The organism is Lentzea chajnantorensis (genome assembly GCF_054300775.1).
Window position 1 is genome coordinate 2,735,742 of record NZ_JBSDZT010000002.1, and the last position, 15,473, is coordinate 2,751,214.

At 72.7% G+C, this 15,473-nt stretch carries 13 protein-coding genes; 6 read left to right on the plus strand and 7 right to left on the minus strand.

Going from position 1 to position 15,473, the window contains the following annotated elements:
* Window positions 1–148: 148 nt before the first annotated feature.
* The 4 genes from ACVDFE_RS14245 (at window position 149) to ACVDFE_RS14260 (ending at window position 3,290) form a co-directional block, all read left to right on the plus strand.
* Window positions 149–739 carry a sigma-70 family RNA polymerase sigma factor gene (locus ACVDFE_RS14245; protein WP_458434333.1) on the plus strand — a complete coding sequence of 197 codons (591 nt, stop codon included), beginning with the start codon at window positions 149–151 and terminating at the stop codon, window positions 737–739.
* Between the two features lie 165 nt (window positions 740–904).
* Window positions 905–1,081 (plus strand): hypothetical protein, encoded by a 177-nt coding sequence (locus ACVDFE_RS14250; protein WP_458430715.1) that lies wholly within the window; start codon window positions 905–907, stop codon window positions 1,079–1,081.
* A gap of 73 nt (window positions 1,082–1,154) precedes the next feature.
* Complete coding sequence (locus ACVDFE_RS14255) at window positions 1,155–2,429, plus strand: DNA polymerase IV (protein WP_458430716.1); 1,275 nt, start codon at window positions 1,155–1,157, stop codon at window positions 2,427–2,429.
* Between the two features lie 87 nt (window positions 2,430–2,516).
* Entirely contained in the window at window positions 2,517–3,290 is a 774-nt protein-coding gene (locus ACVDFE_RS14260) for a hypothetical protein (protein WP_458430717.1), read from the plus strand.
* Window positions 3,291–3,972: 682 nt separating this feature from the next.
* Here ACVDFE_RS14260 and ACVDFE_RS14265 read toward each other — a convergent pair.
* The 4 genes from ACVDFE_RS14265 to ACVDFE_RS14280 all read right to left on the minus strand — a co-directional run bounded on the left by ACVDFE_RS14265 (window position 3,973) and on the right by ACVDFE_RS14280 (window position 8,983).
* Complete coding sequence (locus ACVDFE_RS14265) at window positions 3,973–5,073, minus strand: DUF4034 domain-containing protein (RefSeq protein ID WP_458430718.1); 1,101 nt, start codon at window positions 5,071–5,073, stop codon at window positions 3,973–3,975.
* A gap of 17 nt (window positions 5,074–5,090) precedes the next feature.
* The gene (locus ACVDFE_RS14270) at window positions 5,091–6,599 is read right to left on the minus strand and encodes a M48 family metallopeptidase (RefSeq protein ID WP_458430719.1); all 1,509 of its coding nucleotides are present in this window, start codon (window positions 6,597–6,599) and stop codon (window positions 5,091–5,093) included.
* A gap of 339 nt (window positions 6,600–6,938) precedes the next feature.
* Window positions 6,939–8,477 carry an alkaline phosphatase D family protein gene (locus tag ACVDFE_RS14275; RefSeq protein WP_458430720.1) on the minus strand — a complete coding sequence of 513 codons (1,539 nt, stop codon included), beginning with the start codon at window positions 8,475–8,477 and terminating at the stop codon, window positions 6,939–6,941.
* Window positions 8,477–8,983, minus strand: coding sequence for a hypothetical protein (locus tag ACVDFE_RS14280; protein ID WP_360390554.1), 507 nt, complete (start codon window positions 8,981–8,983; stop codon window positions 8,477–8,479). The genes ACVDFE_RS14275 and ACVDFE_RS14280 overlap by 1 nt, the downstream gene beginning before the upstream one ends.
* Window positions 8,984–9,276: 293 nt before the next feature.
* Here ACVDFE_RS14280 and ACVDFE_RS14285 point away from each other — a divergent pair, with 293 nt between their 5' ends.
* Window positions 9,277–9,672: a DUF3040 domain-containing protein gene (locus ACVDFE_RS14285; protein WP_360390551.1), complete on the plus strand. Its 396-nt coding sequence runs from the start codon at window positions 9,277–9,279 to the stop codon at window positions 9,670–9,672.
* A 71-nt stretch (window positions 9,673–9,743) separates the two neighbouring features.
* Here the strand turns inward: ACVDFE_RS14285 and ACVDFE_RS14290 are convergent, their stop codons facing one another.
* Genes ACVDFE_RS14290 through ACVDFE_RS14300 form a run of 3 tightly spaced genes read right to left on the minus strand, consistent with a single transcriptional unit; the run spans window position 9,744 to window position 14,551 of the window.
* Window positions 9,744–12,230, minus strand: coding sequence for a transglutaminase family protein (locus ACVDFE_RS14290; protein WP_458430721.1), 2,487 nt, complete (start codon window positions 12,228–12,230; stop codon window positions 9,744–9,746).
* A gap of 3 nt (window positions 12,231–12,233) precedes the next feature.
* Window positions 12,234–13,499, minus strand: a complete 1,266-nt coding sequence (locus ACVDFE_RS14295; protein ID WP_458430722.1) for a DUF58 domain-containing protein — start codon at window positions 13,497–13,499, stop codon at window positions 12,234–12,236.
* 2 nt (window positions 13,500–13,501) lie between these two features.
* Window positions 13,502–14,551, minus strand: coding sequence for an AAA family ATPase (locus ACVDFE_RS14300; RefSeq protein ID WP_458430723.1), 1,050 nt, complete (start codon window positions 14,549–14,551; stop codon window positions 13,502–13,504).
* 405 nt (window positions 14,552–14,956) lie between these two features.
* Here ACVDFE_RS14300 and mraZ point away from each other — a divergent pair, with 405 nt between their 5' ends.
* On the plus strand, window positions 14,957–15,388 hold the full coding sequence (gene mraZ / locus ACVDFE_RS14305; RefSeq protein ID WP_053733094.1) for a division/cell wall cluster transcriptional repressor MraZ: 432 nt from the start codon (window positions 14,957–14,959) through the stop codon (window positions 15,386–15,388).
* Window positions 15,389–15,473 lie beyond the last annotated feature (85 nt).

Here is a 15,473-nt window from a genome sequence, read left to right on the forward strand (position 1 = left end):
AGAAGCCGCCGTGGCGAACACCTCGGTCGGCGACGCCACGTCCGGGCAGCTGGCGAACCGTGCGCACGGCCCGCGGTTCGACGCGCTGCTCGAACGCGCGAAGGCGGTCGGGCCGGCCGAACCGGTCGAGGCGCCCTCGGCCTCCTACCTGGCCCGGAGGCCGGACACCGCGGACACCTACGTGACCAGGGCCGCCGCCGGTGACCGGGGAGCGGCGGAGAGGCTGCTCGCCACGCTGCGGCCGTTGATCGTGCGGTACTGCCGTGCGCGGGTCGGCGGGCAGGACCGGTCGTCCACCTCGGCGGACGACGTCGCGCAGGAGGTCTGCCTGGCCGTGCTCACCGCGCTGCCGGCCTACCGGGACCAGGGGCGGCCGTTCCTCGCGTTCGTCTACGGCATCGCCGCGCACAAGGTCGCCGACGCCCATCGCGCGGCGGCGCGGCTGCGGTCGGAACCCGTGGCCGAGCTGCCGGAGACGACCGACCTCGGCGCCGGGCCCGAGCAACAGGCCCTGCAGGGCGAGCTGTCCGAACGCATGGGCGCACTCCTGCGGTTGCTGCCGGGCAAGCAGCGGGAGATCCTCGTGCTGCGCGTGGTGGTGGGGTTGTCGGCGGAGGAGACGGCGGAGGCGGTCGACTCGACGCCGGGTGCGGTGCGCGTCGCGCAGCACCGCGCCCTGAGCCGGTTGCGCAGGGAGATCGCGGCCCAGGAGGCGCTGCGCTCGGCCGCCCATCAGTGACGCCAGCGCGTTTCGTGGCCGCGGTGCGGTCGGCGCTCGCCTCCACGACCGCCGTCGGGGTGAAGTCCGTTGCGGCGTACCGGATCGGGCTCGGGCTGCCGGCACAGCGACCAGCGGACGCCGATGTCGTGCGGGGGTGCTCGGGGCGGTTGGCCGACCCGGTTGGTGATCGCGTTCCTGGTGTGGGAGGCGTTGGACGCGGAGCTGCCGTTGCAGCTCCACGTCGGATGCGGCGACTCGGACGCGGATCTGTCCAAGTGCGACCCGTTGTTGTTGACGCCGTTCCTGCGCGCAACGGCGTCACTTGGCGTGCCCGTGCTGTTGTTGCACAACTACCCGTAGCTCATCGCGTCGGAGAACGCTGCCCGCGTGTACCGGTTGTAGGATGTCGAACAAGGGTTCGAGAGGGGTTGTCATGGGTCGCAGTGCGAACCTGCCGCGCGGCCTGCGTGACCGCTTCCGTGCGCGCGACGGCGTGTGGCCTGATGACACGGGCTGCCGGATGTTGCACGTGGACATGGACGCCTTCTACGCGTCCGTCGAGATCCGTGAACGCCCCGAGCTCGCTTCCGTGCCCGTCGTCGTCGGTGGCGTCGGTGGGCGCGGTGTGGTGTGTTCGGCCAACTACCTCGCACGCGAGTTCGGCGTGCGGTCCGCGATGCCCACCGCGCACGCCCGCCGGCTCGCGCCGCACGCGGTGTACCTGCCGCCGCAGTTCGACCTCTACCAGGAGGTGTCGCGCGGGGTCATGGCGATCTTCCGCGACATCACGCCGCTGGTGGAGCCGCTGTCGCTGGACGAGGCGTTCCTCGACGTCGGCGGGGCGCTGCGGCGGATGGGCACCACGCCCGGCGGGATCGGCGAGCTGGTCCGGTCGCGCGTGTTCGAGGCGTACGGCGTGACGTGCTCGGTCGGGGTGGCGCCGACGAAGTTCCTGGCGAAGTTGTCGTCCGGCATGTGCAAGCCGGACGGGATGATGGTGATCCCGGCGGACTCCGTCCTGGAGTTCCTGCACCCGCTGCCGGTGGGCGCGCTGTGGGGAGTGGGGGAGAAGACCGCCGCGCGCCTGTCGCAGCTCGGCCTGGAGACCGTCGGCGACGTCGCCGCGATACCGCTGGCGACGTTGCGGCGCAAGATCGGCGTGGCGCTGGCGGAGCACCTCTTCGCGTTGTCGCGGGGCGTGGACGACCGCGCCGTGGTGCCGGAGTCGCGGGAGAAGTCGATCGGCGCGGAGGAGACCTTCGAGGTCGACCACCTCGACCGCGGCGTGCTCCGCCGCGAGCTGCTGCGCCTGTCCGAGCGGACGGCGAGCTCGTTGCGCGCCAAAGGTTTGCACGGCCGGACAGTGTCCATCAAGGTCAGGTTCTCGGACTTCACGACGATCACCCGCTCGCGCACGCTGCCCACGTCGACGGACGTGACGCAGGAGATCTACCGCACCGCCGTGGAGCTGCTCACCACCCAGGTGCCGCCGGGCGCGGTCCGCCTCATCGGTGTCCGGATCGAGGGACTTGACAACGCCGACTCCGCCCACCAGCTGATCTTCGACGCCCCCGAGAATGGCTGGCGCGAAGCCGACCAAGCCGCTGACCAGGCCCGTTCCCGCTTCGGCTCACTCGCCGTCCGCCCGGCCTCCCTCCTCGGCAAGGGTCCACAGAGGACCGCCGAGTTCGGCCCGAAGCCCGAGTGATCGCGACCTGTCCACAACCCGCGAGTAACCCACAGCCCCCCGTTTCCCCGTGGCACACCCCCGGTCCCCCGGTGCAACCTGGACCCCATGCGCCACCCCGTAGACCTGGAATCGCTGCACATCCTGTTCCGCCACCGCATCGCGCCGGTGGCCGCCCTGGTCCACATCGGACTGACAGGCGCCGTCATCGACCAGCGGTGCCGGCACGGCACCCCCTGGCAGCGCCTCCTGCCCGGCGTCCTGTTGCTGGGCGCCGCGAAACCCACCCGTGAGCAGTGGCTGCAGGCCGCCCTGCTCTACGTCGGCGACCGCGGCATGGTCACCGGCTTCGACGCCCTGCACCTGCACGGCCTGAAGTCCGCCCCGATACCGTCCTCGGTCCACCTGCTGACCCCGCGCTGCTCCCGCGCAGTCAGCTTCGGCCCGCTGAACCTGATGCGCACCGAGCACATCCCCACACCGGTGCTCCGCCGCGGCTTCCACACCGCCCCGCTGCCACGCGCCACGATCGACGCGATCCGCTGCACCAAGTCCATCGCCGACACCCGAGCCATCCTCGACGAGGCCACCCACCTGGTGGGCCTGCACGCCCTGCGCACCGAACTCGCCTTCGCCCCGCGCAAGGGCACCGCCCTGGCCCGCAAACTCCTCGGCGACTCCCCGATCCGCCAACTCGAACACGCAGTCCTGTCCCGCACCTCACCCACAGCCCCTCGCCGCCGCCCCCTCACCCCCGCTGTTCCACCCCCGGCAGCGCTGCCCGCCGCGCCCCGCTGCCCCGACCCGGCACCCTGGCCCCGCTCGGCTCCGTCCCGCGCACCGGCCACGATCCGCCGAATCCCTTGCCACACAGCCGAATAACCACCCCGCCAGCTGACCTGACCACCGCTCCCGCGCACCGCCCACCCGCGACGCCACTCACCCACGCGCGTCGTCGCCCACCCGTGCACGTGTCGCCTACCTGCGCCGCCGTCGCACGCGCGCCGCCTACCCGCGCCGCCGCCCATCCACGCGCGCCGTCGCTCACCCGCAGCCGCCACCCGTGCGCGCGCCGCCCATCCACACCGCCGCCACCCGTGCGCGCCACCCGCCCGCTGAAAGGAGCCTGCGATGTCACCCTCGAACTGCGCGCCGCCGCACCCGGCATCCCGCGCATCGCCCACCGCCGCGCCCAGGACATCCGCGTGCCGCTGCCCCCGACATCCGCGCACGCCCCGGTTGCTCGCACAGCCCGCTGCCCACCGGCCTGCTGTCGCCGTGGCCGCAACGTCGACTCACCGCCGCACCCCGCCACCACGCAGCGGCTCGCTCCCCCCACCGCAACCGATCCGCCACCGCCGATCCGCCACCACGCCCACCTCGCCAGGCCCCATCCCCGCCCGGCCTCAACGCGCGACGCGGTCCGAGACCACCCCCGGCCACCCCGCCTGAACGGCCCTACCGCCGCCCAGCTCTACTCCCGCCCAGCTCTACTCCCGCCCAGCTCTACTCCCGCCCAGCTCTACCCCCGCCCGCCCTGCCACCCGTCCACCTCCCGCCCGCCCTACCGCCCACTCCGCCCAACCCGAGCCGCCCGCGAGGCCCCTTTCATGGCATCCCCGCGCAAACTCAGAAAGGAGAGCACCGGCATCTCGAAGTAGTTCCACGGCGCAGCGTCCGCGTGCCCGCCCAAAACCCGGAACTGCGCCACGGCCTCGTCGAACCGCCGCAGCCGCAACAGCGCGAGGATCGCGTACCCCCGGTCGTCCCGCACCGCGACCGTGTCGGCACCTTCGTCCGCCAGCCGCTCCAGCAGGACCTCCAGCGCCCGGCCGACCTCGGGCGTCTTCCACAGGGAGGGGTCGGTGTCCTCGGCCTCCAGCGCCGCCTGCAGCGGCAGTGCGGCGAAGCGCGGCGAGGTGTCCGCGGCGTCCAGGGCGAAGCCGAGGGCCATTTCGTTGGAGCCGCGCCACTTCGCGCACCAGTACTGCAGGGCCTGCTGGTGCCCGTCGTGGTGCAGGGGGTCGCGGGCGACGAGTTCGGACCACAGGGTGCGGAAGTCGTCGTGGCTCGCGCCGAGGCCGCGGGCCGTGGTGATGAGGGTGCTCCACGGGGTCGGGTCGTCGGGAAGTACGGCGGCTGCGGCGCGGGCGGCGGCGCGGGCCTCGGCGAGGGTGCGGTGGAAGCTCTCGAACTGGGCGTGGGTGGTGTCGGTGGCCCTCGCGCTGCCGCGGATGTCCCAGGCGAGGGACACCAGGGACAGGGCGTGGACGACGGACCGGTGGGGGTCGTTCGGGCGGGCGGTGTGCCAGGTGGTGAGCCAGGCGTCGTCCTTGGCGGCGAGGTCGGCGAGGGCCCAGGCGATGCGTTGGCGGCGGTCCCACGTGCCGTAGGAGGCGGCGGTGAGGTCGGCGGCGTTCTCCCAGTGGCCGGCGCGGACGTCGGCGCGCACGGCCTCCAGTGCGGGGTCCTCGACCGGCGGGTCGGCGGTGACGTCCGCGTCGGGGACGAGGCCGAAGCGTTCCGGGCGGGTCTTGGGCAGCAGGAAGGCGGCGACGAGCTCGGTGGGCAGTTCCTCCACCTCGACGCCGCGGCGTTTCGCCTCGCGCATCAGGCGGATGACGGAGAGGGCTTGCTTGGGCTTGAACAGCAGCGAGAACACCACGGGAGGGAGGGCTCCAGTCAGCGGGTGGGGCGGTAGTCGAGGGCGATGCCGGCGGAGGCGAGGGCGTGGCGCAGGGGCTGGGTGTCGGCCTGGTCGGCGACGGCCTCGTCGAGGTGGTCGGCCAGGTCGAAGTCGTCCGCCGCGGTGACGAAGGTGGTGCGGCCGAGCCAGTCGACCTGCCAGTGGGCCAGGCCCGCGTCGGAGAAGGCGAGGGCGAGCAGGGCGGAGAGCTCCGCGTGCACCTCGGTGCGGGCCATCGCGCGGCGGGCGCGGGGGCCGGCGGTGGGGCTGCCGGGGACCGACGAGTCGGGGCCGATCTCGGCGAGCAGGCCGGCGTCCAGCGCGTCGAGCACGGTGGTGAGCGACGGGGGTCCGCCGGTGGCGGTGGCGGCCGCGGTCAGGAGGCGTTCGGTGCCGCGGACGACGCGGGCGCGGGCACCGATGTGGCCGAGGGTGGCCCAGTCGACGCGTTCCTTGGTGCCGGCGTCGTCGACCAGGGCGTTGAGGACGGAGGCGTCCAGCAGCGGCATCGGGTCGTCGAGCAGCTCCAGTGCCGGGCGGTCGCCCCAGGACTCGGGTTCTGCGTGCAGGGCGTCGATGGCGGCGATGCGGTCCGGCAGCGGCGGGTACGGGTCGTACGGGCCGCGGTCGGGGTCGGTCGGGTGCTGGCGGAGCTCCTCCAGCTCGGCGTGCAGCTCGGGGGAGGTGCGCAGGTGGGCGAAGCCCTCGAAGAACGTCGTGGGCAGGTAGCCGGTGTCCCACGCGACGGTGAGGTGGCGGTTGGTGAAGAGGTCCCAGGCGGCGTCGATCACCGGCAGCTCGCGCAGTGCGCTGGACGCGGCGGAGGAGCCGGCCAGGCGGGCGGCGTGGGCGTCGGCGGCGCGCTGGCGGGCGCGGGCGACGGGCTGGGAGAAGCGGAGGAACAGCGTGGCGTAGCCGCGGAACAGCTTGGCGGCCAGACGTTTGAACCACCTGTCGGTGGCGAGCGCGGAACCGGCGCGCAGCACGGCGCCGCGGGCGGAGATGACGACTGCGGCCAGGCGGCTGTCCTTCTGGGCGTAGTAGCCGAGCTCGGTGGCGAGCACGGCGAGGAGCTGCTTCTCGGTCAGCGTGGTGAGCAGCGGGGCACCGATGAAGAGCCGGCGGTGCCGCACGCTCAGGCCGAGGAAGCGGGTGTCCTCGGAGATGCCGGAGTTGACCACGGCGACGACGCGGAGCTCGTCGGGCGGGCGGGTGCCGAGGTCGGCGGACAGGCGCTGGACGAGCTCCCACAGCGCGGGTTGCTCGGCCGCGGTGACGGGGACGCCGGGCACCTCGTCGTGGCCGCGTCGTTCCAGTGAGACGAGGAGGTGCACCAGGGCGTAGGCAACGGGCAGTGCGAGGAACGCGAGCTGGACCGCGGCGACCGGGCGGTTGATCAGCGCGTAGACCTCGGCGAAGAGGATCGCGCAAACCAGCCCGATGGTCAGCACGTAGTAGTTGACGAGCAATGCGACTGCGCCGGCAGCACGCAACGAAGCACGCATGAGTAGAGCGACCTTCCCCCAGGAGCTGCCTGCGCGGGCAGCAGGAGTGAAGTGTGCAGCACGGGCGGGAGCGAACTCAACGCCGTATCACGGGAGAGCGTGACCACGTGGTCACGCCGTCGCCGGTGACCGGGTGCCGGTGATCGTGCGGCGAGCGGCGGGCGCGCGCTCGGTGCGGGACAGCGCTTTCCGCGTTGGATGAAGACGGCCTCGCTGCGCGCCAAGACAATGGACGCGGCGAGCGGCACGGGAGGTGACGAGCATCCAGGTCTACCGGGTCGCCGCCTGAGCGGACGGGGGAGCGCGTCCGGGGCGACCGCCCGGACGCGCTCCCTCCGGTCAGGGCCTGCGGTACTGCGCCGGTGATCCGGCCGTCGCCGGGTCCTCGTAGCTACCCGCCACCCCGCGGTCGACGTGGAACGTCGTCAGCGTCGACACGGGTGACGCGGCGTCGCGGCGGTCGGCGATGACGCGCATGTGCGTGCTGAACCGCTGCGGGGTCACCTCGTACACGTCGTAGCCGTACCTGTTGCCCTCGAAGTACTTCAGGTGCGGGTTGGCCGCTCCCATCACCGGCCCGTTCACGGCGTTCCACTCCGGCGAGTACGCCCCGGAGGTCACCGAGTGCGCGGTGAACTCGGTGCCGATCACCGGCGAGGTCACGTCGTCGAAGTCGGGGCGGATGTCGTCGACGAACGCCGAGTGCCAGTCGCCGGTGAGCACCACCAGGTCCTCCATGCCGGTGGCCGCGACGTGGCCGAGGACCTCGCGCCGCTCCGCGCGGAAGCCGTCCCACTGGTCGGTGAAGTAGTAGCCGCCGCCGGTGCGCGCGAGCTGCGAGAGCATGATCGAGTTGATCCACACCTGCCACGCCTCGCGGGCGCCGGAGATGCCGTCGAGCAGCCACTGCTTCTGCTCGGCGCCCAGGATCGTGCCCGCGGGGAGGTTCTGCGCGGACCGGTACTGGCGCAGGTCGAGCACCGTCAGGTCGAGCAGGTCGCCCCACTGGCGGCGCCGGTGGATCCGCGGCTCCAGTGCGCTGCCCGCGCGGATCGGCAGGTGTTCGTACCAGGCCTGGTAGGCGGCGGCACGGCGCTTCACGAACGGGGCCGCGCCCTCGGAGCCGCTGTAGTCGTTCGCGACTTCATGATCATCCCAGGTCAGGTAGAAGGGATGTGCGGCGTGGGCGTCGCGCAGGGACGGGTCGCCCTTGTAGAGCGCGTGGCGGCGGCGGTAGTCGGCCAGCGAGAGGACGGCGGGGCCCTCGTGGTCGCGGACGTGCTGACCGCCGACCTGGCCGTGCTCGTAGATGTAGTCGCCGAGGTGCACGACGAAGTCGACGTCCTCGCGGGCGATGCCGCGGTGGGCGGCGTAGAAGCCGTCGTGGAACGCCTGGCAGTTCGCGGTGGCGAAGCGGACGCGGGAGACGGGCCCGACCGGCGCGGTGCGGGTGCGGCCGACGCGGCTGCTCCTGCCGAGAGCGCGGAACCGGTAGTGGTAGGTCTGGCCGGGGCGGAGACCGTGCACGGGCACGTGCACGCTGTGCCCCAACAGGTTCGAGGCCGCCACGGTGCCGCTCGCGACGCGTCGGCGCAGCGCCGGGTCGGTGGCCACGGTCCACTCGACCTCGACGACCTCGGGCAGCGGCTGCTCGAACGCGAGCGGTTCGGGGGCGAGCCGCGTCCACAGGAGCACGCTGTCGGGCAACGGGTCGCCGGACCCGACGCCCAGGGTGAACGGGGCCGCGTCCCAGGAGGCGCCGAGCTGTTCGGCGGCCGCGCGGGCCTGGGCGGGGGAGAGGCCCTGCGCCAGCGGCCACGCCGTGCCGAGGGCGCCGGCGGCCGCGGCGGCGCGCAGGAGGTCACGCCTGTTCAACATCAGCGGGCTCCGATCGTGAACGAGATGTTGTCGGCGTAGCCGTCGTTGGACGTCCCGCCGCCGGAGCGGGTCAGCTGCAGCGTCACCACGGCGGTGCGGCTGCCGGGCGGGACGGTGCCGCTCGCGGTGCGCTCGAACAGACCGGTGCGGCCACCGCGTTCCTCCGCCGTGAGCGGGCCGAGCACCACGAGACCGCGCGGGGTGCCCGCGCCGTCGAGGAACTCCACCGACAGGCGGGCGCCGTCCTGCTGCGATGCGTAGCCGCCGAGCCACGCGGAGATCGAGAACTCCGACGGGCGGCCTGGCAGCGTCACCCTCTGTCGCAACGCGGACAACGGTGTCCCGCCGCCGCCGAAGAACGCCGCACCGCGCTGCGCGGGCCCGGGATCACCGGGTCCCGGATACCCCTGCCCGGTGTCGTAGCGCAGCACCACCGGCGTGCCCGCGAGGGTGTGCCAGCCGCTCAGGCCCTGCTCGGCGCCACCGTTGACGATGAGTTCGGTCATGGTCCCGATCCGACCAACCGGTCGTGGCGCCCGCGGAGCGCGTGGCCGAACGGGGTGTGAACGGCAGGCCACAAGGCCTCCTCCTGGCTCCGCGGCAAGCCTCACGAAGGCCTCACCACTGCCCCAGGAGGATGATGGTGACAGAACCGACCGTATGAGAGGGCCGACTGGGTAGTCGCCGGGGCGCGCGGATCGTATCCTGGAGGGTGACGTCCCCAGGGTGGGCCGTCCGCCGGGATCGGCGGCAACCGCGAACACCCGGCGCCCGCGACCGCTGTGCCGGAGGAGGAACGATGCCACTCTCCGAGCACGAGCAGCGACTGCTCGACCAGATCGAGCGCGCGCTCTACGCCGAAGACCCGAAGTTCGCATCCACCGTACGAGGCGCCAAGTTGCGGCGGCCGTCCAAGCGGCGTCGTGTACAGGGCATCGTGCTGTTCGTGGCCGGTGTTGCGGCCCTCATCGCCGGGGTGATTTTCTCGCAGCTCGCAGTCGCGGGCATTCCGGTCGTGAGCGTTTTCGGTTTCCTGCTCATGTTCTTCGGCGTGCTCATCACCCTGACGACGTTGCGTCGCGGTGACCAGGTCGCCGAAGGTGCGCAGGAAGAGGGCAAGCCGACGCGCAGCCGCAGCTCGTTCTCCGAACGGATGGAGGAGCGCTTCCGTCGTCGCTTCGACGAGGAGCAGTAAGCGCACACCCTTCAGACACCACTCGGGCCCGCCCCCACCAGGGGGACGGGCCCGATCCGTTGTGCGGGGGACTACGCCGGCACCGGCTCCTGGTCCGGGACGTCGGCCAGCGGTGCGGGCGAGGGCCGCAGCACCGACCGCGGGAACAGCTTCGCCCGCAGCGACAACGGCGCGTTCTGCCGCAACGACTGCCGCACGGCCGTGAGCGCCGCGGGCAGCGCCGGGTCTGCCGCCGGGTTCGGGCTGTACCAGGCCCGCTCGATCGCGCCGATCATCGTCCGCAGCCCGTCGCGGCCTGCCTCGTCCAGGTTGTGCTCCCGCGCGAGCCGGCGGGCCGCCGTCCTGACCGTCTCCGCCGACGGCACCGGGGCGCCTCGGTCGACCGACTCCGCCATGAGCTCGGCCCACGCCGCCGTCGCCGCGTCCGGCCCGAGGCGGCCGACCACCCGCAGCCGCGACCGCTGCCGCAGGTACCGCAGGGCGGCCGGTGTGCCCGCGGCCAGCAGCACGAGCACGACGGCGGCCAGCACGTACGACAGCCATGCCGCCGCGAACAGCAGCGTGACCGACCACAGCACCGCGGCCGCCACCGCCGCCCAGCGCCGCAGCCGGCGCCGGCGTTCACGGTGCTGCGGCGTGACCGCGGCACCGTCGTCCTTCAGCAGCACGTTGCGCACCATCGAGACCGCGGTCGCCAGCACGAGGGCGGTGAACACGGCCCACGGCACCCAGTCCTTCGAGGTGTCCTGCTGCGTGGCGTCACCGGTGACACCGGCCTCCTCCTCGCCGTCGGCGGCGGTGGACGGGGCGGCCGAGCCCTGGCTGGGCTGCGCGGTCGTCGACGTCTGCGTGTTCGCCGTCGGCTCCTCCTCCGCACCCGGCGACTGTTCGCGCAGGTACGGGGGCACGACCGCGCGGCCGTCGGTCATCGGCGTCGGGTCGAACGTCATCCAGCCGTGGTTCGGGAAGAAGATCTCCACCCAGGCGTGGGCGTCGTCGGTGCTGATCGTGCGGTAGGCGTTGTCCGGCGACGGGACACCGGCGGTGAAGCCGATGGCCACGCGCGAGGCCAGGCCGACCGTGCGGGCCATGACGGCCATCGCGGAGGCGTACTGCTCGCAGTAGCCGCGCTTGCCCCGGAGCACGAAGTCGGTCAGCGCGTCCTTGGTGACGTCGCCCTGGGTCTTCAGGTCGTAGGTGAAACCGCTGGTCGGGCCGTTGAAGAACTCGGTGAGCGCGGCGGCCCTGTCGAAGTCGTTGGTCGCGTTCCCCGTGATCTGCTTCGCGAGGTCGATGATCTCCTGCTCGACCCCGTCGAACTTGTAGTACTCCGGGTCGACCAGGTTGCGCTGGCCGGACGCGATGCGCAGCTGGTTCTTCGTCGGCGTCGCGAGCACGGTCTCGAGCTCGTAGGGTTCCGGCTCCCGCTCGCGCTGGGTGAAGATCACGCCCTTGGCGGGGTCGAAGCGGTAGTCGTCGTCCGGGGTGTCGATCCGGCGGACCGCGCCGTAGGTCGGCAGCCAGAAGCTCGTCCAGCCGCGCGGTTCGATCCCGATCTTGGCCACCTTGCCGTCGCCGCGGTCGCCCGGCTGCAGCGGCAACTCACCGCGCGCGGGCTGGCCGCCGGGGTCGCTGCCGCGTTCCCAGCCCTTGTTCGGCACGTACCTGGCGAGCGTGGAGGCCCGCATGTACGTGCTCTCCGGCAGGCCGCGCACCTGGAACACCTCGGTGGTCTTACCGCGGTTCAGCATGCCGCGCAGCGACGTCATCTCGTTCAGGCCGATGCCGCCGCGCCCGCCGGCACCGCTGCCGCTCAACGGCAGCCGCCCGACCGTGCCGACGATCGTCACGCCCGCGCCGACCACCAGCGCGATCACCATCGCGATGCTCGCCACCGTGGTCGCCGAACCGCCGGTGCCACCGGCCGACCCGGACCCGAGCCGCCCGCGCCACGCCTCGTGCCGGTGCTGGCCGTCCACCGCGAGCAGCATCGCGAACGCCGCCGCACCCAGCACGAACGTCCAGAACGGCAGCATCTCGTCGGCCAGCGACGCCGGCACCGCGAACACGCACAGCAGCACCAGGCCGGACGCCGCCGGGGCCGCCGCCGCGACCGCGAGCGTGTCCACCAGCACCGCGACCAGGCCGATCGCCAGCACCACGAGCGCCTGGATCGCCGGTGACGCGTGCACCGGCGGCACCCCGGTCTGCACCTGCGACACCGACTCCGCGAGGACGCCGCCGAGCTCGCTCAGCGCATCGGGACCCGGCAGGAACAGCAGTACGCCCGACCGCGTGTGCAGGGCCGTGAGCAGGCACAGCAGCACGAACACCTGGGCCAGCGCCACCAGCGGCGGGGGCAGCCGGGTGGCCCGCAGGAACGCACCGGTCACCGTGATCGCCAGGATCACCACGGCGATGCGGACCAGCCACAGGTCGCCCTCGATCACCCCGGACAACGCCGTCGACGCGCACAGCACCGCCAGCGCCGCGATCCACGGCGTCGCGGAGCTGAACCACTCCGCGGTCTCGCCGCGGGAAGACGTCGTCGTCGCCATAGCTCAGCCCACCTCCGAACGCACGGCCGGTCCGCGGTTGCTCGCGCTCGCGCACAGCTCCTGCCACACCTGCTGCATCGACGACGAGGGCCGCGCTATCGCCACGCCCCAGCCGGCTCCGGTCAGCAGCCGCCGGGCGTCCTCGGGGTCGGGTGCGGTCGCGTCCGACCCGCCCGCCCACGCGGTGACGTCCAGCAGCACCGCGAGGCTGCGCGTGCCCCGCGGCCGGTACCTGATCAGCTCCTCGACCGAGGACGGCGACACCCCGCCGAGCACGGCGATGACCTCCTGGCCGGCACCGGGGTCGATGCCGGCGGAGAGCTCCTTGCGGTGCGAGGCCTGCAACGCCGCCAGCGCGTCGAGCACCACGTGGTCGCTGTGCCCGCCGTCGGACGCCCCGCCCGCGAGCACCCGGCCGTCCTCGGAGACCAGGCGCACCTGGTGGCCGAAGTGGTGCAGGTGCAGACAGATCGACGCCGCGAACGAGATCGACCACTCCAGCGACGCCGTCGGGCCGCTGCCGCGGTGCGCGTGGACGCGGTGGTCCAGCAGCACCGTCGTGCCGCCGCGCCATGGCCGTTCCTCGACCCGCACCATCAGCTCGTCGCGCCGGGCGGTCGAGCGCCAGTGCACCTTCCGCAGGTCGTCGCCCTGCCGGTAGGGCCGCACCACCGCGTCGTCCTCACCCTGGCCCGCGCGCAACCGCACCGAGCCGTCGTCGCCCGCGCCCATGCCGGACCCGCCGGGCAACCCGGCCAGGCGCACCACGCGCGGCACGACGACCAGGCGGGAGCGGCCGGCCAGCTCGCGGTCGAACTCGGCCAGCCCGAACGGGTCGGTGATCCGCGCCATCAGCGGGCCGACCTGCTGGATGCCGCGCATGACCGGCTTGAGCGGGTAGCGCAGCGACGTGGGCGTGTTGCGCGGCAGCCGCTCCACCAGGAACCGCGGCCGCGCGCCCAGCGCGTAGGGGACGGTGTCCTCCAGCATCAGCCCGCCGGTGGGCAGGCGGCCGGTGCTGCGCAGGTCGAGCTTGACCTCGGACGCGGCCCCGACCGGCACCCGGCTGGGCGCGAGGAACCGAGCCGCGTGCAGGCCGACCCGGGCCCGCGTGGCGAGCCAGGCGGCCAGCAGCGGCAACGCGATCACGAACGCCGCGACGCGCAGCAGATCGCGTTCGTTGAGCACCACGGCGCACGCTCCGGCGGCGAACCCCGCGGCCAGCAAGCATCTTCCGCGGGTGGTCAGACCGGACAGTGCGGTGCGCATCGTTACCGTGGCGTCCCTGCGTTGTTGTTGATGCTGCGGACGAAGGCGGCGTTCGGGTCGAGTGCGGCGGTCGGCACCGGCACCCGCTGCAGCAGCGCCCTGACCAGCTCGGCCGGTGACCGGCGGGCGGCCTGGGCCTCCGCCGTCAGCACCAGCCGGTGCGCCAGCACGGGGATCGCCACGGCGTGGATGTCGTCGGGCACCACGAAGTCCCTGCCCGCGAGGGCCGCCTGCGACCGGGCCGCCCGCACCAGGTGCAGCGTGGCCCGCGGGGACGCGCCGAGCCGCAGCTCCGGCAGCCGGCGGGTGGCCGACACCAGGTCCACGGCGTAGCGCCGCACCTCGGGGGAGAGGTGCACCCGGCGCACGGCCTCGATCAGCCGCAGGATCTGCGCCGCGTCCGAGACGGGCCGCAGGTCGTCGAGCGGGTTGTGGCCCGCGTGCTCGTCGACCATGGCGAGCTCGGCCTGGGGATCGGGGTAGCCGACCGACACGCGCGCGGTGAACCGGTCGCGCTGCGCCTCCGGGAGGGCGTAGGTGCCCTCCATCTCGATCGGGTTCTGCGTCGCGATCACCATGAACGGCGACCCCAGCGGGTAGGTGTTCGCGTCGACCGTGACCTGGTGCTCCTCCATGCACTCCAGCAGCGCGGACTGCGTCTTGGGGGAGGCGCGGTTGATCTCGTCGCCGACGACGATGTTCGCGAAGATCGGTCCCGGCCGGAACTCGAAGTCGTTCTCCTGCCGGTTGTAGATCGACGAGCCGGTGATGTCGCTCGGCAGCAGGTCGGGCGTGAACTGCACGCGGCTCACGGTGCAGTCGATGGAACGAGCAAGCGCTTTCGCCAGCGAGGTCTTGCCGACCCCCGGCACGTCCTCGACCAGCAGGTGCCCCTCGGCGAGCAGCGTCACGAGGGCGAGCCGCACGACGTCGGGCTTGCCGACGAGCACCCGTTCGACGTTGGCGGCGATCCGCTGGACGGCGGCGTGCAGCTCACCCAGAACCTGTTCGACCGGCGCGTGACTGTTCGCGCTTGGGCTTCCCGGCGTCACTAAACCTCCAGCAGCCGTGTCCGGAACACGGACGTGTGAGCGTTTCACGCAGTGTGTCAAACCACGGCTAAGTGCCCCACACCTGCGGGCCGCTTCAGGTTCGCTCCACCAGTTTCCACCTTCCCCCACCACCGCGCCCCAACCCCGTGTTCCGGCCCGGATTTCTAGTCCGTTCGAGTGGCAAATCGGGGCTTGAACCTCACCCGCGCAGGTGGAGCCTGCGGAGATCCCCCACCATCCCCCCGCGTCTCCCCACCTCGTCTACCTGCGGAAACAGGTTGCTCGGTGGTGCGCGAGCACCTGTTTCAGCGTTGACTGTGGTGAAAAGTGGGGTACTGTGGCGGCCGGTGGGGCAGACGGGGGCTCCACTGCCGGTCCGTCGCCCGGCGAGGGAGGTGGCTGCCGATGTTCCTCGGCACTCACTACCCGCGCCTGGACGACAAGGGTCGGCTGACACTGCCTGCGAAGTTCCGGGACGAACTGGCGGGAGGTCTCATGGTCACCAAGGGCCAGGACCACTGCCTGTACGTGTTCCCCCGGGCGGAGTTCGAGCAGATGGCGAGGAAGGTCGCCGAGGCGCCGTTCACCAACGACGCCGTACGCGCCTACCAGCGTTATCTGTTCGCAGGTACGGACGAGCAGCGTCCGGACGGTCAGGGTCGGGTCCTGATCGCACCGGAACTGCGCCGGTACGCCGGGCTGACCAAGGAGTGCGTGGTCGTCGGCGCGTTCACCAGGTTGGAGATCTGGGACGCGGCGGCCTGGCAGACCTATCTCGACGAGCACGAGGACGGCTACGCCACGGCTCGCGAGGAGGTCATACCGGGCGTCTTCTGATGGCGGTCAGCCGAGCAACAGGCCGGATGTTCAACCGCGATTCGGGTGCCGTGAGGCCTCGGTCCGCTCGACAACCGACCCTGGC

Coding starts and splice junctions, on each gene's coding strand:
- ACVDFE_RS14255 (WP_458430716.1), top strand. CDS start 1,155: ATGGGTCGCAGTGCGAACCTGCCGCGCGGCCTGCGTGACCGCTTCCGT.
- ACVDFE_RS14260 (WP_458430717.1), top strand. CDS start 2,517: ATGCGCCACCCCGTAGACCTGGAATCGCTGCACATCCTGTTCCGCCAC.
- ACVDFE_RS14270 (WP_458430719.1), bottom strand. CDS start 6,599: ATGCGTGCTTCGTTGCGTGCTGCCGGCGCAGTCGCATTGCTCGTCAAC.
- ACVDFE_RS14275 (WP_458430720.1), bottom strand. CDS start 8,477: ATGTTGAACAGGCGTGACCTCCTGCGCGCCGCCGCGGCCGCCGGCGCC.
- ACVDFE_RS14280 (WP_360390554.1), bottom strand. CDS start 8,983: ATGACCGAACTCATCGTCAACGGTGGCGCCGAGCAGGGCCTGAGCGGC.
- ACVDFE_RS14285 (WP_360390551.1), top strand. CDS start 9,277: ATGCCACTCTCCGAGCACGAGCAGCGACTGCTCGACCAGATCGAGCGC.
- ACVDFE_RS14290 (WP_458430721.1), bottom strand. CDS start 12,230: ATGGCGACGACGACGTCTTCCCGCGGCGAGACCGCGGAGTGGTTCAGC.
- ACVDFE_RS14295 (WP_458430722.1), bottom strand. CDS start 13,499: ATGCGCACCGCACTGTCCGGTCTGACCACCCGCGGAAGATGCTTGCTG.
- mraZ (WP_053733094.1), top strand. CDS start 14,957: ATGTTCCTCGGCACTCACTACCCGCGCCTGGACGACAAGGGTCGGCTG.